15 protein-coding genes, 1 pseudogene and 1 riboswitch are annotated in these 16,459 nt (G+C 49.5%); of the genes and pseudogenes, 11 read left to right on the top strand and 5 right to left on the bottom strand.

Translation table 11 applies throughout. The features are described from left to right. The first annotated feature begins 17 nt into the window (after positions 1–17). The 9 genes from CHK_RS05645 to purD all read left to right on the top strand — a co-directional run bounded on the left by CHK_RS05645 (position 18) and on the right by purD (position 9,459). On the top strand, positions 18–443 hold the full coding sequence (locus tag CHK_RS05645; RefSeq protein WP_046443052.1) for a VOC family protein: 426 nt from the start codon (positions 18–20) through the stop codon (positions 441–443). Between the two features lie 338 nt (positions 444–781). Beyond that, entirely contained in the window at positions 782–2,239 is a 1,458-nt protein-coding gene (locus CHK_RS05640; protein WP_046443051.1) for an NCS2 family permease, read from the top strand. Between the two features lie 87 nt (positions 2,240–2,326). After that, positions 2,327–2,818: a 5-(carboxyamino)imidazole ribonucleotide mutase gene (gene purE / locus CHK_RS05635; RefSeq protein WP_046443050.1), complete on the top strand. Its 492-nt coding sequence runs from the start codon at positions 2,327–2,329 to the stop codon at positions 2,816–2,818. Continuing rightward, entirely contained in the window at positions 2,815–3,522 is a 708-nt protein-coding gene (purC, locus tag CHK_RS16340; protein ID WP_046443049.1) for a phosphoribosylaminoimidazolesuccinocarboxamide synthase, read from the top strand. The genes purE and purC overlap by 4 nt, the downstream gene beginning before the upstream one ends. A gap of 3 nt (positions 3,523–3,525) precedes the next feature. Then, on the top strand, positions 3,526–4,983 hold the full coding sequence (gene purF / locus CHK_RS05625) for an amidophosphoribosyltransferase (protein WP_046443048.1): 1,458 nt from the start codon (positions 3,526–3,528) through the stop codon (positions 4,981–4,983). Between the two features lie 13 nt (positions 4,984–4,996). After that, positions 4,997–6,010, top strand: a complete 1,014-nt coding sequence (gene purM, locus CHK_RS05620) for a phosphoribosylformylglycinamidine cyclo-ligase (RefSeq protein WP_046443047.1) — start codon at positions 4,997–4,999, stop codon at positions 6,008–6,010. Then, positions 6,007–6,624: a phosphoribosylglycinamide formyltransferase gene (purN, locus tag CHK_RS05615; RefSeq protein ID WP_131924859.1), complete on the top strand. Its 618-nt coding sequence runs from the start codon at positions 6,007–6,009 to the stop codon at positions 6,622–6,624. Before purM ends, purN begins: the two co-directional genes overlap by 4 nt. A 19-nt stretch (positions 6,625–6,643) precedes the next feature. Next, complete coding sequence (gene purH, locus CHK_RS05610) at positions 6,644–8,185, top strand: bifunctional phosphoribosylaminoimidazolecarboxamide formyltransferase/IMP cyclohydrolase (RefSeq protein ID WP_046443045.1); 1,542 nt, start codon at positions 6,644–6,646, stop codon at positions 8,183–8,185. A 17-nt stretch (positions 8,186–8,202) separates the two neighbouring features. After that, on the top strand, positions 8,203–9,459 hold the full coding sequence (gene purD / locus CHK_RS05605) for a phosphoribosylamine--glycine ligase (protein WP_046443044.1): 1,257 nt from the start codon (positions 8,203–8,205) through the stop codon (positions 9,457–9,459). Positions 9,460–9,524: 65 nt separating this feature from the next. On the opposite strand, the gene CHK_RS05600 is transcribed toward purD, so the two are convergent. The 5 genes and pseudogenes from CHK_RS05600 to CHK_RS05585 all read right to left on the bottom strand — a co-directional run bounded on the left by CHK_RS05600 (position 9,525) and on the right by CHK_RS05585 (position 14,103). Continuing rightward, positions 9,525–10,853, bottom strand: coding sequence for an NAD(P)/FAD-dependent oxidoreductase (locus CHK_RS05600; RefSeq protein WP_046443144.1), 1,329 nt, complete (start codon positions 10,851–10,853; stop codon positions 9,525–9,527). Positions 10,854–10,925: 72 nt separating this feature from the next. Then, positions 10,926–11,381 carry an ACT domain-containing protein gene (locus tag CHK_RS17160; protein ID WP_268904065.1) on the bottom strand — a complete coding sequence of 152 codons (456 nt, stop codon included), beginning with the start codon at positions 11,379–11,381 and terminating at the stop codon, positions 10,926–10,928. Positions 11,382–11,384: 3 nt separating this feature from the next. After that, a pseudogene (dapB, locus tag CHK_RS17155) lies at positions 11,385–12,140 on the bottom strand (4-hydroxy-tetrahydrodipicolinate reductase); the annotation flags it as partial. A 13-nt stretch (positions 12,141–12,153) separates the two neighbouring features. Beyond that, a complete protein-coding gene (gene dapA / locus CHK_RS05590; protein WP_046443043.1) occupies positions 12,154–13,032 on the bottom strand; it encodes a 4-hydroxy-tetrahydrodipicolinate synthase in 879 nt (292 codons plus the stop codon). 57 nt (positions 13,033–13,089) lie between these two features. After that, on the bottom strand, positions 13,090–14,103 hold the full coding sequence (locus CHK_RS05585) for an aspartate-semialdehyde dehydrogenase (protein WP_046443042.1): 1,014 nt from the start codon (positions 14,101–14,103) through the stop codon (positions 13,090–13,092). A 151-nt stretch (positions 14,104–14,254) separates the two neighbouring features. Continuing rightward, positions 14,255–14,443, bottom strand: a riboswitch (Lysine riboswitch). 124 nt (positions 14,444–14,567) lie between these two features. Between CHK_RS05585 and CHK_RS05580 the strand changes: the two genes are divergently transcribed. Together CHK_RS05580 and CHK_RS05575 are read left to right on the top strand one after the other, a co-directional pair. Beyond that, positions 14,568–15,713 carry a M20 metallopeptidase family protein gene (locus tag CHK_RS05580; protein ID WP_046443041.1) on the top strand — a complete coding sequence of 382 codons (1,146 nt, stop codon included), beginning with the start codon at positions 14,568–14,570 and terminating at the stop codon, positions 15,711–15,713. Next, entirely contained in the window at positions 15,706–16,458 is a 753-nt protein-coding gene (locus tag CHK_RS05575; RefSeq protein ID WP_046443040.1) for a class I SAM-dependent DNA methyltransferase, read from the top strand. The genes CHK_RS05580 and CHK_RS05575 overlap by 8 nt, the downstream gene beginning before the upstream one ends. Position 16,459: the final 1 nt, after the last annotated feature.

Genomic DNA, 16,459 nt, shown 5'->3' with positions numbered 1-16,459 from the left:
TTGGAGGGGTTCAAACAATGGAGAACGAATTGAAAATCAAATTGTACACATTTACGGTAGACTGCCTGGAGCCTTATGAATTGGCTAAATTCTATGCTGCTCTTCTCAAGTGGGAAATACCGTTTCATGATGAAGATTGGGCATGCGTAGGCGCTCCGGGAACGGAGCAGGGGATGTATCCTGGAATTATGTTTCAGCGGAATCCTGCGTATGAACCGCCGGTGTGGCCGGAAAAGCCGGAAGCCCAGCAGCAAATGGCGCACTTGGACTTTGCCGTTAACGATTTGGAAAAAGCGGTTCAATATGCAGTCGATTGCGGAGCGACGATTGCAGATGATCAATTTTCTGATGGTTGGAGAGTGATGTTTGATCCGGCAGGGCATCCATTTTGCTTATGCCAGATGAAATCAATCATTGAAAACGCCAATTTTGCGTTGCTATAGAAAGCATTAAGCGGAATAGGCTTGCAGCAAAGAAAATAACTCTATCCTTACACTTAAAAGGGCTAAATGGCTGAACTGTCGGGGCCCTTTTTGGTTTCTGTTTTTTAGTCTGGGATGGTAAATAATCTAGATACGTAAAAAAGAAAAAACAGAAAAGAGAAACGCCTGTATAAAAGAAATATTAAAAAAGACGAATAATAATATTCGTTCCATTGCGATATATAAAAAATATATTAGGCAAATAATTCGGTAATACGTTGCGGGGACGGGCTGTTTTTAGTATGATATTGATATGAGTTTTTATACTTATTTTTTATCTTAATTGTAGGAGGTATCATATGGAGAAGTTTTTCAAGCTGAAAGAAAACGGCACGAAGGCGTCAACCGAAGTGATCGCGGGACTGACCACATTTTTTGCGATGTCCTACATCATTTTTGTTAACCCGAGTATCTTATCAGCAACAGGAATGCCGACGCAGGCAGTATTTTTGGCAACGATCATTGCCGCTGCGATCGGTACGCTCGTTATGGCATTGTTTGCGAACGTGCCATATGCACAGGCGCCGGGCATGGGCCTCAACGCATTTTTTACCTACACGGTATGTTTTGCGCTGGGATTCACGTGGCAACAGGCTCTCGCAATGGTTTTCATCTGTGGTATCGTAAACATCCTGATTACGGTCACAAAACTCAGAAAAGCAATTATCAAATCTATTCCGGAATCATTGCAGCACGCGATCGGCGGCGGTATCGGCATCTTTGTCGCCTATATCGGAATCAAAAACGCCAACCTGGTGCAGTTCACATCTGATCCGGGTACGATTATGTCTATCAACGGTTCGGCTTTTTCCGCAGGCGCGACTTACGAAGGAATCACAAGCGTAGTATCGAGCGGCGGAGCGGTTCCTGCACTGGCGGTGTTCAATTCGCCGGCGCTTATCCTTGCGCTGATCGGCCTTATCCTTACGATCATCCTGCTCGTTGCAAAAGTGAAGGGTGCGATCCTGATCGGTATCGTTGCTACGACAATCATTGGCATCCCGCTGGGCGTTGTAGACCTTTCCGCCATCAGTCTCTCTGCGGACAGCCTTTCCGCTTCCTTTCAGGATTTGGGAGTAACGTTTGGCGCGGCGTTTGGGCCGGAGGGGATGCAAACCCTATTTGCCGATCCATCCAAGATACTAATGGTCATTATGACAATTTTTGCATTCAGTATATCGGATACGTTTGACACGATCGGTACATTCATCGGTACGGGCCGCCGCAGCGGAATCTTCAGCGCGGACGATATGAAGACGATGGAAAACAGCAAGGGATTCAAATCCAAAATGGATAAAGCGCTGTTTGCGGATGCAATCGCTACTTCAATCGGTGCTGTTGTGGGTACGTCCAATACCACAACCTATGTAGAGAGTTCGGCAGGTATCGGCGCGGGCGGCCGCACGGGACTAACGAGCCTTGTAACGGCGATTGCGCTATTAGCGTGTATGTTCCTTGCGCCGGTTATGGGCATTGTGCCGTCGGAAGCGACAGCGCCGGCGCTCATCGCAGTCGGTATCATGATGATGTCCGCATTCAAGGAAATCAAGTGGGGCGACTTTGAAGAAGCGGTTCCGGCATTCTTTGCAGGAGTGTTCATGGCTCTCTGCTACAGCATTTCCTATGGTATCGCGGCAGGCTTCCTGTTCTACTGCATCGTGAAAATCGTTCGCGGCAAGGCAAAGGAGCTTCACCCGATCCTTATCGTTTCTACAATCCTGTTCATCCTGAACTTCATTGTACTGGCGGTTATCTAAAACAGAATAGAATTTGTTTATAAGCCGGCATCTGCCGGCTTATAAACTTAATTCAGATTAGTAAGTAAAACTGAAGGAGAAACAGAAATGAAAGTTGCAGTGATTATGGGATCAAAAAGCGACCTGCCGGTATTGCAGCCGACGATCGACACATTGAAGGATTTTGGGATTGAGGTAGAGGCGCATATCATGTCCGCACACCGGACGCCGGAGCTTGCTGCAGATTTTGCAAACCACGCGAAGGATAACGGCGTGGAAGTGATCATTGCAGCCGCAGGAAAAGCCGCGCACCTTGCAGGGGTGATCGCCGGACACAGCATTTTACCTGTAATCGGACTGCCAATCAAGTCGTCAACCATGGACGGACTCGATTCGTTGTTATCCACGGTGCAGATGCCGGAGGGGATTCCGGTGGCTACGGTAGCCATCAACGGCGGAAAAAACGCCGCTTTATTAGCAGTGCAGATTCTCGCGTTAAAATATGATACATTAAGCGATTTATTATATAAGTTTAAAGAAGACATGCAGCTTAAAGTTGTGGCTGCGGACGCTGAACTGAAAAAGGAGTTATCAAAATGAACAAGACAGAGCAGATGTATGAGGGAAAAGCAAAAAAAGTTTTCAAAACAGACGATCCGAATTATGTAATCGTGGATTATAAGGACGACGCAACAGCGTTTAACGGTTTGAAAAAAGGTACGATCGTAGGCAAGGGCGTCGTCAATAACAAGGTCTCGAACCATATGTTCAAGATGCTTGAAAAGCATGGCATTCCGACACATTTTGTAGAAGAAATTTCTGATCGCGAGACAATCGTAAAAAGCGTTTCTATCGTTCCGGTAGAGGTGATCGTACGTAATATCGCGGCAGGAAGCCTTTCCAAGAGACTTGGCATTCCGGAAGGAACCAAGCTCAAATCCACAGTGCTTGAATACAGCTATAAGGACGATGAGCTTGGCGATCCGATGATCAACGATTATCACATTTATGCCATGGAGCTCGCGACACCGGAGGAAATGGCAAAAATCGCAGAGTATTCCTTTAAAGTAAATGAAGTGATGACCGAATACTTAAAGCAGTTTGGGATTGAGCTCATTGACTTTAAACTGGAATATGGCCGTTGCAACGGAGATATCATCCTTGCAGATGAAATATCACCGGACACCTGCCGTTTCTGGGATTCCAAGACGGGCGAGAAGCTGGACAAAGACCGTTTCCGTCAGGATCTTGGCAATGTGGAAGACGCTTATCAGGAAATACTCAAAAGGCTCATGGGAGAATAATTTATGCTCTTTGAACCAAACAAGGAGTATGAACGCTGGAAGCCGCAGGACGACGTGATGCCGGAAGAATGCGGCGTATTTGGAATCTTTACGGACGATCGCCGCTACGATCCTGCTGAAGCGACTTACCTGGGGCTTTATGCGCTGCAGCACAGGGGACAGGAAAGCGCTGGGATTGCCGTTTCGGACGGTAAGGGCATCAAGTTTCACAAAGGCATGGGACTCTGCTCCGAGGTATTTAAGGATAACCTCGGCCCACTCCTTGGCGGACATATCGGAATCGGCCATGTACGTTATTCTACTACGGGTGACAGTATGGCCGATAACGCGCAGCCGCTTGTAATGTCTTACCGCGGCGGAAAATTCGCGATGGCGCATAATGGGAACCTGATCAATAACACCGTTCTCCGCGAAAAGCTGGAGGACGAGGGGACGGTTTTCCAGACGACGATTGATACGGAAGTCATGGCGAATCTGATCGCACGCTATTCAAAGCATGGGATGCTAAAAGCAATTTCTGCGATGATGAAGGTTGTGCGCGGTGCGTATGCGCTGGTGATCATGACGCAGGACGAGCTGATTGCGGTGCGGGATCCGCAGGGAATACGCCCGCTTGCGCTTGGAAAGCTTGATAACAGCTATGTCGTTGCTTCCGAGTCGTGCGCGTTTGATGCAATCGATGCGGAGTTTGTACGGGATATCCGTCCGGGCGAAATAATCGTGATCAACAAAAACGGGCTGAAGTCTTATCAGGCGCAGTCCGCTATGGATACGGCGCTTTGCGTGTTTGAATATGTCTATTTCGCGCGGCCTGATTCCGATATCGATGGGATCAGCGTATATCGTTCCAGAGAAAACATGGGGACAAGGCTTGCACAGGCCTTTCCAATCGATGCGGACCTTGTGAGCGATGTGCCGGATTCGGCAACGCCTGCCGCGTCCGGATATGCGGCGGAAAGCGGGATTCCATATGCCAAGGCGCTTGCAAAAAACCGATATGTAGGCAGGACGTTTATCCAGCCGTCACAGGCATTGCGGGAGCGTGGCGTCAAGCTGAAGCTCAATGCGATCAAGAGAAATGTGCACGGTAAAAAGCTGATCCTGATAGACGATTCCATTGTGCGCGGCACAACCAGCCGGAAAATCGTTGAGATGCTGCGCCTTGCGGGAGCGCGGGAGGTGCACATGCTGATCAGCTCGCCGCCGGTCATCTGTCCCTGCTTTTTTGGGATCGATACGCCGTCGCACGACCAGCTGGTCGGCTCAAAAAACTCAGTTGAGGAAATCAGGAAAATTATCGGCGCGGACACGCTGCATTATTTGTCTATCGGGGATTTGCTCAAAACGGTAGAGGGCGCGGGTTGTAACTTCTGTGCAGGCTGCTTTAACGGGCAATATCCGGTGGATATCAGGCGGGCGCTCAAAGAAACCGAAACTATGGACCTTATGACGATTGAATAAAAGGAGATCAGGAATGGCAGTTACTTATAAAGACGCCGGCGTAGATGTAGAGCGCGGCTACGAAGCAGTAAAGCTGATGAAGGAGCACGTAAAAAAGACGTTTGACGGGAATGTGATTACAGACCTTGGAACCTTTGGCGGGATGTACGACATTGGAAACGGTCAGGTGCTTGTTGCCGGAACGGACGGCGTGGGTACAAAGCTCAAGGCGGCCTTTGCGATGAATAAAAACGATACGGTAGGCATCGACGCGGTGGCGATGTGCGTCAACGACGTGGTGTGTCACGGGGCGAAGCCGCTGTTCTTCCTCGATTATATTGCCACAGGCGCTCTTGTGCCGGGCGTTGCGGCAGATATTGTGAAAGGGATTGCGGAAGGCTGTATGCAGTCGGGATGTGCCCTGATTGGAGGCGAGACGGCTGAAATGCCCGGGTTTTATCCGGAAGGGGAGTACGACCTTGCAGGCTTCTGCGTGGGGATCGTCAATAAGAAGGATATTATCAACGGCTCGCAGATCAAGCCGGGCGATAAGGTCATCGGCCTTGGCTCCACTGGAATCCATTCCAATGGTTTTTCCCTTGTGCGCAAGTTGTACCAAATGGACGACACCTTGAATACGACAAGGATTGAGCAGGTTGGGAAAACGCTGGGAGAATTGCTTCTGGAGCCAACCAAAATATACGTAAAATCAATTTTAGACCTGATTGGCAAAGCAGACGTGAAGGGGATCGCCCATATTACGGGCGGCGGTTTTTACGAAAATATCCCTCGTGTCCTTCCTGAAAATGTGAATGCAAAAATCAAGCTTGGCTCATGGGATATGCCGTATGTATTTGAAAAACTGGTGGAAGACGCAAAGCTTTCAGAAAAGGACGCGTACAATACCTTTAACATGGGGATTGGCATGATTGTCGTAGTAAACGCGGAGCAGGAGGAAGCCGCGCTCGAAGCGCTCACCGCTTCCGGTGAACGGGCGTTTTCGATTGGAGAAATCACAGAAGGCAATGGAGGCATAGAGCTATGCTGAAATTTGCCGTTATGGCTTCCGGCGGAGGTACTGATTTCCAGTCATTGATCGACGCGGTCCAAAGCGGGCAGATCAATGCTGAAATTTGCTGCCTTGTGGCGGGGAAGCCTGACATCTATGCCATCGAGCGTGCAAAGACTGCGGGAATTCCGGTGGAGGTCGTACAGAAAAAAAGCTTTGGCACGGTTGAAGCGTTTGACGAGGCGATTCTTGCTGCTCTTAAAGCGCATGCTGCGGATTTTGTGGTTTTGGCAGGGTATCTCAGTATCATTGGGAAGAAAACGATATCTGCGTACCGCAATAAGATCATAAATATCCATCCGTCGCTTATTCCAAGCTTTTGCGGGATGGGGATGTACGGTGGAAAGGTGCATGAAGCAGTCATTGAGTACGGGGCGAAATTCTCCGGGGCGACCGTGCATTTTGTAGACGAAGAAGCAGATACCGGGCCAATCATCATGCAGCAGGTGGTGCCGGTAATGGAGGACGATACGCCGGAAAAGCTGGCGGCGCGCGTGCTGGAAACAGAGCATCGAATTTTACCGGAGGCGGTTGCGCTGATGGCGGATGGAAAGCTTCTGGTAGAGGGCCGGCGCGTAAAGGTTTTAAAATAATTTTTGGGAGGATATAATCATGGCGAAAAGAGCTTTTTTAAGTGTGTTTGACAAAAGCGGAATCGTCGATTTCGCAAAAGGGCTGATCGACTTGGGATTTGAAATACTTTCGACGGGAGGGACGCAGCGCGAGCTGGAAAATGCAGGTCTTGCCGTCACAAACGTATCGGACATCACAGGATTTCCGGAATGCCTTGACGGCAGGGTAAAAACGCTGCATCCGAAAATTCATGCAGGAATCCTTGCAATGCGTGGAAACAAGGAGCATATGAAGCAGCTGGAGGAGCTCGGCGTGGACACGATCGACGTTGTAGCGGTAAACCTGTACCCGTTCAAGCAAACAATTTCAAAACCGGACGTGACGCTTGAAGACGCGATAGAGAATATCGATATCGGCGGACCGACCATGCTGCGTGCAGCTGCGAAAAACTGGCAGGACGTTGCTTCGATTGTAGACAGCGCGGACTATGAAACCGTACTCAATGAGCTGAGGGAAACCGGGGCGGTATCTCGCAAAACCAAATTCCGCCTGTGCGCCAAGGTGTTTGAAACGACAGCTGCATACGATGCGCTCATCAGCCAGTACCTGCGTAACCAGCTTGATACGGAAGAGCTGCCGGAGAAGCTGACGCTGACCTATGAAAAGCAGCAGGATATGCGTTATGGCGAGAACCCGCACCAGAAGGCGGCCTTTTACAGGGAACCGCTCTATGTGCCGGGCAGCCTTGCTAACGCGGAGCAGCTCAATGGAAAGGAATTATCCTTTAACAATATCAACGACACTGCGGGAGCGCTCGACTGCCTTCGCGAGTTTGAAGAGACGACGGTCGTGGGCGTAAAGCATGCCAATCCATGTGGCGTGGGAAGCGCTGAGACGGTCTATGACGCATATTTAAAGGCGTATGAATGCGATCCTGTTTCTATTTTTGGAGGCATCGTAGCCTGCAACCGGGAAATTGATGAAAAGACAGCTGCGCAGATGAGCAAGATATTCCTTGAGATTGTTGTAGCTCCTTCCTATACGAAAGAGGCGCTCGACATTCTATGCCAGAAAAAGAACCTTCGTGTGCTGCGCCTGCCGGACATCGCGGCAAAGCTGCCAAAGGATGGCATCGATACCAAAAAAGTACTCGGAGGCTTGCTGGTGCAGGGGCTTAACGATCAGATGTTTGACGGAGAATTTAAGGTAGTGACCAAGCGCAAACCAACGGACGAGGAAATGGAGAATCTTGAGTTTGCATTCAAGGTTGTAAAATATGTAAAATCCAATGGGATTGCGATTGCAAAGGGAATGGGTACGCTGGGCATTGGCCCGGGACAGACCAACCGTATCTGGGCGGCGGAAATGGCGCTTGAACGGAGCGGCGAGGAAGCAAAGGGGGCCGTTATGGCTTCGGACGCATTCTTCCCATTTGACGATTGCGTGGAAGCTGCTGCAAAGGCGGGTATCACGGCAATCATCCAGCCGGGCGGCTCGATTCGTGATGAAGATTCCATTAAAAAGTGCGACGAAAACGGGATCGCAATGGTATTCACGGGAATCAGGCATTTCAGGCACTAATAGGACGGGAGACGAAGATGAAAAAAATACTTGTGGTTGGCGGAGGGGGGCGCGAACACGCGATCCTTTGGAAACTTTCACAAAGCAAAGAGGATTTAGCGCTGCACTGCGCGCCCGGAAACGGTGGAATTGAGCAGCTTGCGACGTGCGTTCCCATAAAAGCGGACGATGTGGAAGGCATCGTAGCATGGTCGAAGGAAAACGGCATGGATCTTGTATTTGTCGCGCCGGATGATCCGCTTGCGCTCGGCATGGTAGACGCACTGCAAAAGGCTGGAATAAGGGCGTTTGGACCAACAAGGGCCGCGGCGGAGATCGAGTGGTCGAAGTCCTATTCCAAATGGCTTATGAAAAAGTACGGTATTCCGACGGCGGATTTCGAAGTGTTTGACGATGCGGATGCGGCAATCGCTTACCTTGAAAACGCAAAGTACCCAATCGTCGTAAAGGCAGATGGCCTTGCGCTTGGCAAAGGGGTACTGATCTGTGAGGATTTTGCACAGGCAAAGCAGGCGGTACAGGAAATTATGCTGGATCAAAAATTTGGCGCTGCAGGATCGCAGGTGGTGATCGAAGAATTCATGACAGGCCCTGAGGTTTCCGTGCTCGCGTTCTGCGATGGAAAGACAATTTTGCCAATGCTTTCCGCACAGGATCACAAACGCGCGTATGATAACGATGAAGGGCTGAATACCGGCGGTATGGGCACATTCTGTCCTTCGCCCAAGTTCACGCAGCAAATGCAGAAGCAAACGCAGAAGGATATTTTTGAGAAGACAGTAGAGGCGTTAAATGCGGAAGGCAGGGAATTCAAAGGGGTTATTTTCTTTGGGCTTATGCTCACGCCGGAGGGCATCAAGGTGCTGGAATATAACGCGCGCCTTGGCGATCCGGAAACGCAATCCGTATTTTTACTTCTGGAAACAGACCTGCTCGATATCATTGACGCAGTGATCGACGGAACGCTTGATGAAATCGAGCTTGACTGGAAAGATGGCAGCGCGGTCTGCGTTGTGATGGCTTCCGGCGGATATCCGCAGAAATATGAGAGCGGTAAGCTGATTACAGGCCTTGATAAAGTGGATGAAGACGTTGTCGTATTCCATGCGGGAACCAAATCTAGGGATGGCGGTATTTATACCAACGGAGGCAGGGTGCTTGGCGTTACGGCTATGGGAAAAGATATTCCAGCGGCACGCGAAAAAGCATACGATAACGTGAAACGAATCAGGTTTGACGACGCCTTTTACAGAAAAGACATTGGGATCAAATGATTGGGTTATCAATAAATAAAAAGGCATTGCAGCTGCAATGCCTTTTTATATTTCAATCATTCAGGTCAGAACTGTTTCAGGATTTTATCCGCCACGTAAAGGCCGTTGGCCGCAGCCTGGGACAGGGAACGGGTAAAGCCCGCACCATCACCGGTAGCATAGACATTCTTGAAACCGTCGAGCTCAAAATCGTGGGCAAGGGGGCGTGCGGAATAGTATTTGCATTCGATACCATAAAGCAGGGTATCGTAGTTTGCTGTTCCGGGCGCTATTTTATCAAGCGCGTAGAGCGTTTCGATGATGTTGTCAAGCTGCCGCTTGGGCAGGCAAAGGCTCAGGTCTCCGGGCACCGCGTGAAGCGTAGGGCGCGTTGTGGACTGCGACAGACGGTTGGTATCCGTACGCCGTCCCGCCAGAAGGTCTCCAAACCGCTGAACCAGTACGCTGTCGCCGCTGATCAGGTTGGCAAGGCTTGCAACGTGCCGCGCATATTCAATCGGCTCTTTAAAGGGTTCTGTAAAGCGAATCGTGGTAAGCAGTGCAAAGTTGGAGTTATTCGTTTTACGCGATTGATCGCGGTAGGAATGACCGTTTACAGTCAATACGCCGTTTGTGTTTTCCGTAACCACATTGCCGCGCTCATTAAAGCAGAACATACGCGTCGTATCGCCATAGGCTTTGCTGCGGTACCAGATTTTGGGCTCGTAGATGCGCTTGGAAAAGTGCTCCCATACGCTTGAAGGGAGCTCGACGCGCACGCCGATATCCACCTGGTTGTTCGTAAGGCGCACGCCATTTTTTTTGCACCACTGCGTAAAGAACTGGCTGCCTGCACGGCCGACAGCAAAAATAATGTCGGTAGCCTGCAGTTCAAATGTATCCGTTTTGGATTTCGCACAAATGATGTGGGAAGAAGCGTCAACATCGGCTACATCCGTGTCGGTGAAGATATCGCATTTTTTTGCGATGTGCTCAATCATCCGGCGCATTGTATCGAAATTTTCGTCCGTACCGAGGTGCTTTAATTGCGCCTGCGACATATGCAGGTCGTATTTCAGGCACTCTGCTTTAAGCTCATTATCCGGCTGATACCGCTCGGTGGTTGCGCCAAACGAGACAAGAAGTTTATCAGCCTGCTCAATATAATCAATTACCGTTTCCGGTTCCAGAAAGTCTGTGAGCCAGCCGCCGTATTCCGTAGAAATCACATATTTGCCATCCGAAAAAGCGCCTGCTCCGGCCATGCCCTCCATGATGGCGCACGAATCACATTTTACGCAATGATCCGCTGTTTTTTTGATAATCGGGCATATTCGTTTTGTGATTGAATGGCCTTTTTCCAGAAGAGCCACCTTAAGGGCAGGGTTAGACTCGGTCAGGCGGTAAGCGCTCATGATTCCGCTGATACCGCCGCCGATGATTGCAACATCATAGTTTTTCAATGAATTTACCTCGTTTGATTTGTGTTACAGGCCAAAAGCCTGTGTAACGGCAGTAATTGCCTTCGTCGTGTTTTTGCTGCCGATACAAAATGAAATCCGCGTCTGGGAGTTCGTCATAATATAAGTTTTAATATGATCTGCCGCAAGCGCGGAGAAAAGCCTGGCGACAACGCCAAACTGCCGTTGCATTCCTTCGCCCTCAATGGTGAGCTTTGTAATATCCGTAACACAGTCATACCTGAGACCGTCAAATTCTGACAGAACCGATTTCGCGATCTCGATATCGGAAGAGGAGATAGAGAAAACGATATCGACTTTTCCATCCTGGGGATACGCCTGGCTGATTGTATCGAGGTTAACGCTGTTTTTAGCCAACGCATCAAAAATATCCGCGATATGCTGCGGTTCATGCGGAACACCAATAAGCGTGATGATCGCGTCGTTCTCATCCTCCGCATAAATGCTGCTGACAATTTTCATGCCGGATATAATATCCTGCATGGAATAAAGCCCCGCGGGTTTATCGTGGATAAATTTTGCGGCACGGATTGCGCCCTCTGCAAAAATATGCTTGGACATCGCGCGGTGATGAATCTCGATCACCTCGTCATTTCCCAAAAACAATACGTCGTGGTCGCCGACCACCGTCCCGCCGCGAACGGCATGGATTCCAATTTCTTTGACGTCGCGTTTTGCGCGCACATCGGGCGTCCGTCCATATACGTACTGTTTACCGCCGGAAAAAGCTTCGTTGATTTTGTCTGCAATCGCAAGGGCGGTACCGCTGGGAGCATCCACCTTTTGATTATGGTGTTTCTCAACAATCTCAATATCAAATTTGTCGCCAAGGAATTCAGACGCCTTTTTACTAAGCTCCATTTGCAGGTTTACGCCAAGGGACATATTCGCGGAAAAGAAAATAGGAATATGCGCGGAGGCATTCGCTATCATTGTTTTATCCTGATCCGAATATCCGGTCGTGGCAAGCACGGCTGGAATATTTTTTTTGCTGGAAAAAGCAAGGATATCGGGGAGGGCTTCCGGACGGGAAAAATCGATGACCACATCCACAGATTCGATCACCCGGGAAAAAGTCTCGTAAACGGGAAAGGGATTTTGCCGTGCATCCGGCATTTTATCGATTCCCGCCACAACTACCATATTTTCATCCTCAGCAATGCACCCGGAAAGGATCTGGCCCATTTTTCCGTTGATGCCGCTGATCAATACTTTTATCATTTCTTTGCCTTTCTCAGTCAATCAGTCCAAAGCTGCGCATTTGCCTGATCAGGTTATCGTGATGCGCCTCGCTCATTTCCGTAAGCGGCAGACGCAAAGGCCCCATGGCAAAACCCATAGCGCGCAGCGCCGCCTTGATCGGGATTGGGTTTACTTCGCAGAACAGTGCGCTTACCAGAGGGTTTATTTCAAGCTGCATATCGCGCGCGGCTCCAACGTCGCCCTTCAGGTAATTCATAACCATATTGTGCGTATACTTGGGCATAATGTTTGCCAAAACAGAAATCACACCGTCGCCGCCAAGCGAAAGCAGGGGAACGATCTGGTCGTCGTTTCCGCTGTATAGCGCGGCCTTTCCACGCGTCAGGCGGGCCGTTTCCACAAGCTGCGAGAGATTTCCGCTCGCTTCTTTGATGCCGGCAATTTTGTCGTGGCAGCATAACTCTTCGTATACCGCAGGACAAATGTTCACACCGGTTCTGCCCGGGATGTTATAAAGTATTACGGGAAGCTGCGTTGCATCTGCAAGCGCATTGAAGTGAGCTATGAGCCCTGTATCCGTGCACTTGTTATAATAAGGCGTTACGCCAAGAATAGCGTCTGCTCCAAGGCCTTCCACAACCTTTGCACATTCCACCACGCTGGCGGTGTTGTTTCCACCAACTCCTGCAATGACAGGAATACGCCCATCCGCCTGCTTCACTACAAATTCAATCACAGAGTGCTGCTCGGGAAGCGACATGGTAGACGGCTCGCCGGTGGTGCCGCACACAATCAGCGCGTCCGTATCATTTGAAATCTGGAATTCGACCAGCTTTTCAAGCGTATCGAATGCGATTCCATCTTCAGTAAAGGGCGTTACGAGTGCTACGCCGGAACCTCTAAAAATCATAGTTTTTCTCCTATCAAATCAGTGTTGCGATGGGGCAGGCCGTGCGGCAAGCGCGGTTTATTGTTCCTGCATCTCCATCCATTTCTGTGCAATCTGGACTGCGTTTGTTGCAGCGCCTTTCCTGATGTTGTCCGCAACAACCCACAGGTTCACCCCGGAATCAACCGAACGGTCGCGCCTGATCCTGCCAACATAGACCTCATCCTTACCGGCAATTTCGGTTGCCATTGGATATACGCCCTTTCCTTCGCCGGTTTTCACCTCGTCCATTACGATAAGGCCGGGGAAATCGGCAAGCGTCTTTTTCAGATCGTCGAGGTCAAAGTCCTTTTCGAACTCGACATTGATCGATTCGCTGTGGCCGTGAAAAACAGGTACGCGCACAGTGGTTGCGGTGATACGCATATTGTCGTTATGAAGGATTTTGCGCGTCTCATTGACCATTTTCAGCTCTTCCTTCGTATAGCCGTCCTCATCAAATACGTCAATTTGCGGCAGGCAGTTGCCAAAGATCGGGTAAGGAAACTTTTTGGGCGCGTCGCCGTTTATACCGTTTTCAAGATCGCTGTAACCGCCCATACCTGCGCCGGAAACAGCCTGGTAGGTGGAGTACACCACACGCTTGATCTTATATTTGTCGTCGAGCGGCTTCAAAGCTACCATAGCCTGGATCGTGGAGCAGTTGGGGTTTGCGATGATACCGTTATTCCATGCGATATCCTCAGGATTCACCTCGGGAACCACGAGCGGAACGGCCTGCTTCATACGCCATGCGCTGGAGTTGTCGATCACAAGAGCACCTGCCTTTACCGCGCACGGTGCAAATTTTTCGCTTGTGCCGCCGCCTGCGGAGAAGAGGGCAATATCGATATCCTTGCCGTCAAAGCAGGTTTCCGTAAGCTCCTCAATCGTATATTCTTTTCCCATAAAATCTACTTTTTTTCCCGCGCTTCTTGCACTTGCGAACAAATAGTAGTTTTCCACGGGAAGCTTGCGTTCCTCGAGGACCTGAAGGAATTTTCTGCCTACCATTCCGGTAGCGCCTACAACGGCAACATTATATTTTCTCATTATATTCTCCTGTTCTTGCCGTATGATGCCCATACGGTACTTAAAATATTTAAAACGGAAAACCGTTTTTTATCCATAGCTGAGGAAATAGGGGGCTATGTGCAAAAAAGAACGGCACACGCGCGCCGTTCTTTAAATCTTCTCAGATGAAAGTCGCAGCAGCGCAACACCGCCAAATGACGGTGACAGTGATACGGCTATTGACCGTACCCCCAGAAGCTCATGCCCGGCGTGCACAAAATTCTTCGGCGTTAAGCCCTTTCCCGCAGCATACAACCGTCTCGCCGAAAGACTTTATCATGCCGCGATACTCATACTGTAACGCTCCTCTGTCTGTTCTTAAGTCATTATACCGCAAAGCAGAAGCCATGTAAATAGTTTTCCATGTGAAATACTTGCGAAACAACAGTAAAAACGGTATATTGATACTAGATTAAAAAAGTGGAAAAGGAAGTACCGCAGGAATGAAGGTAAGGGAGTCTTTAAGGCAATATCTTGGCGAGATTACGGAAATACGCAGGGAACTGCACAGGGTGCCTGAGTATTCGTTTGAGGAATATAAAACATCGGAATACCTGATGAACTATTTAAAACGCCTTCGGCCCGATCAGTTGGAGGTCGTTGCGAAAACGGGAATCAAAGCAGTTTTCCTTGCAAAACATCCGGCAAAGACGGTTGCGATCCGTGCGGATATCGACGCTCTGCCCGTGCCGGAATATAACGATGTTTCTTACCGTTCGCAGTGTGAAAACATGATGCACGCGTGCGGACATGACGGACATATGGCGATTGCGCTTATCTGTGCAAAAATTATCAGTGGCGCCAGCGACAGGCTCAAATATAACTATGTGTTCCTGTTCCAGCCTGCGGAGGAAACGACGGGAGGGGCGCAGCCTATGGTTGAGGAGGGCGCGCTTAAAAACCCGGATGTGGATGAAATTTATGGCATTCATTTGTGGCCGTATTTGCCGGCAGGGGTAGCCGGATGCAAGGCAGGACCGATTATGGCGCGCATGTGCGATCTTAATATTAATATCAAAGGGCGTGGCAGCCACGGGGCAAAGCCGCATAACGGCAGGGACGCGCTTATTGCGGCGGCACAGCTTGTAATGGGCATCCAGACGATCATTTCAAGGAACGTAGATCCCTACAAAACGGGCGTAATCACGATTGGAAGGATCGAAGGCGGGCAGACAAGGAATGTGATCTGCGAAGACGTAAGGCTGGAGGGAACGATTCGGACATTTGAGCCGGAGGTTACGCAAACCATTCAGCGCCGACTTACCGAGATGCTCGAAGGCCTTGACATGATGTATCAGGTGAAGAGCGAATATATAGAGTCAATGACTTATCCCGCCGTGGTAAATGACGCAGCGTTATATGACAGGACAAAAGCAAAATTTGACGAAGCGGAATTTGTGGTGGTGGAGCCTGTGATGCTGTCTGAGGATTTTTCTAATTTCCAGCGGCAAATCCCCGGACTTTATACCTTTATGGGGATTGCGGAAGCAGACGATGCGGAACCGCTGCATTCAAGCAGGTTCAACTTTAACGAACAAGTATTGTTAAATGGTGTAGAATATTTTTTGAGGGTAACTGATTTTGAGTGAGCAATACAGCGCTCTTGCAGGGATTTATGACGCGTTGATGTATGATGTTTCCTACGCCGGATGGGCGGAATATCTTATGAGTATCTTAAACGCCCGCGGAATAAGGGAAGGTGCGAACCTGCTGGAGTACGCATGCGGGACAGGAAATATAACGCTGCCGCTTGCGGAAAACGGATTTCGTATGACAGCAGTGGATATTGCGGAGGATATGCTTTTTATCGCACAGGAAAAGACGCGCAAAAAGGCGTTGAAGGTAAGCTATGCGTGCGCTGATATGCGTGGGTTCCTGCTAAACAAGAAGGCGGACGCCGTGGTGTGTGCGTGCGACGGAGTAAACTACCTGCTTGAAGAGGATGATATGCGTGACTTTTTTAAAGGCGTATATGGAAATTTGAAGAATGGCGGTGCGTTTTTGTTTGATATCAGCTCCGCCTATAAAATAAAAGAGGTTCTGGGGAACGAGTTCTATTACGATGACGGCGACGAACAGACCTATTTCTGGCAGAACAGCTATGACGAAGGGAAAAAAACAGTAACCATGGAGCTTACCATGTTTCTGCGCCAGGGCGAGGTTTATAAACGTTATGATGAGATGCACAAACAACGTGCCTGGGAACAGGATGAATTGGAAGAGCTGCTTTACGAAGCGGGCTTTTCACAAATCAATCAATATGGTTTTATGACATGCGATATTCCCCATAGGCAGGAAGAGAGAATACAGTTTGTAGCAGGAAAGGTACAATGAA

Origin of the sequence: Christensenella hongkongensis, from assembly GCF_000981035.1 — a bacterium.
GTDB lineage: Bacteria > Bacillota > Clostridia > Christensenellales > Christensenellaceae > Christensenella > Christensenella hongkongensis.
The sequence above is the reverse complement of the archived record's forward strand: the minus strand, read 5'-3'. Positions and strand labels throughout refer to the sequence as shown.

What these genes read in the sequence shown, in the direction of transcription:
- purE (WP_046443050.1), top strand. Translation starts at nt 2,327, where the DNA reads ATGAAAGTTGCAGTGATTATGGGATCAAAAAGCGACCTGCCGGTATTG.
- CHK_RS05600 (WP_046443144.1), bottom strand. Translation starts at nt 10,853, where the DNA reads ATGAGCGCTTACCGCCTGACCGAGTCTAACCCTGCCCTTAAGGTGGCT.
- purC (WP_046443049.1), top strand. Translation starts at nt 2,815, where the DNA reads ATGAACAAGACAGAGCAGATGTATGAGGGAAAAGCAAAAAAAGTTTTC.
- purH (WP_046443045.1), top strand. Translation starts at nt 6,644, where the DNA reads ATGGCGAAAAGAGCTTTTTTAAGTGTGTTTGACAAAAGCGGAATCGTC.
- CHK_RS05585 (WP_046443042.1), bottom strand. Translation starts at nt 14,103, where the DNA reads ATGAGAAAATATAATGTTGCCGTTGTAGGCGCTACCGGAATGGTAGGC.
- purF (WP_046443048.1), top strand. Translation starts at nt 3,526, where the DNA reads ATGCTCTTTGAACCAAACAAGGAGTATGAACGCTGGAAGCCGCAGGAC.
- CHK_RS05640 (WP_046443051.1), top strand. Translation starts at nt 782, where the DNA reads ATGGAGAAGTTTTTCAAGCTGAAAGAAAACGGCACGAAGGCGTCAACC.
- CHK_RS05645 (WP_046443052.1), top strand. Translation starts at nt 18, where the DNA reads ATGGAGAACGAATTGAAAATCAAATTGTACACATTTACGGTAGACTGC.
- CHK_RS17160 (WP_268904065.1), bottom strand. Translation starts at nt 11,381, where the DNA reads ATGAAAATTGTCAGCAGCATTTATGCGGAGGATGAGAACGACGCGATC.
- CHK_RS05580 (WP_046443041.1), top strand. Translation starts at nt 14,568, where the DNA reads ATGAAGGTAAGGGAGTCTTTAAGGCAATATCTTGGCGAGATTACGGAA.
- purM (WP_046443047.1), top strand. Translation starts at nt 4,997, where the DNA reads ATGGCAGTTACTTATAAAGACGCCGGCGTAGATGTAGAGCGCGGCTAC.
- dapA (WP_046443043.1), bottom strand. Translation starts at nt 13,032, where the DNA reads ATGATTTTTAGAGGTTCCGGCGTAGCACTCGTAACGCCCTTTACTGAA.
- purD (WP_046443044.1), top strand. Translation starts at nt 8,203, where the DNA reads ATGAAAAAAATACTTGTGGTTGGCGGAGGGGGGCGCGAACACGCGATC.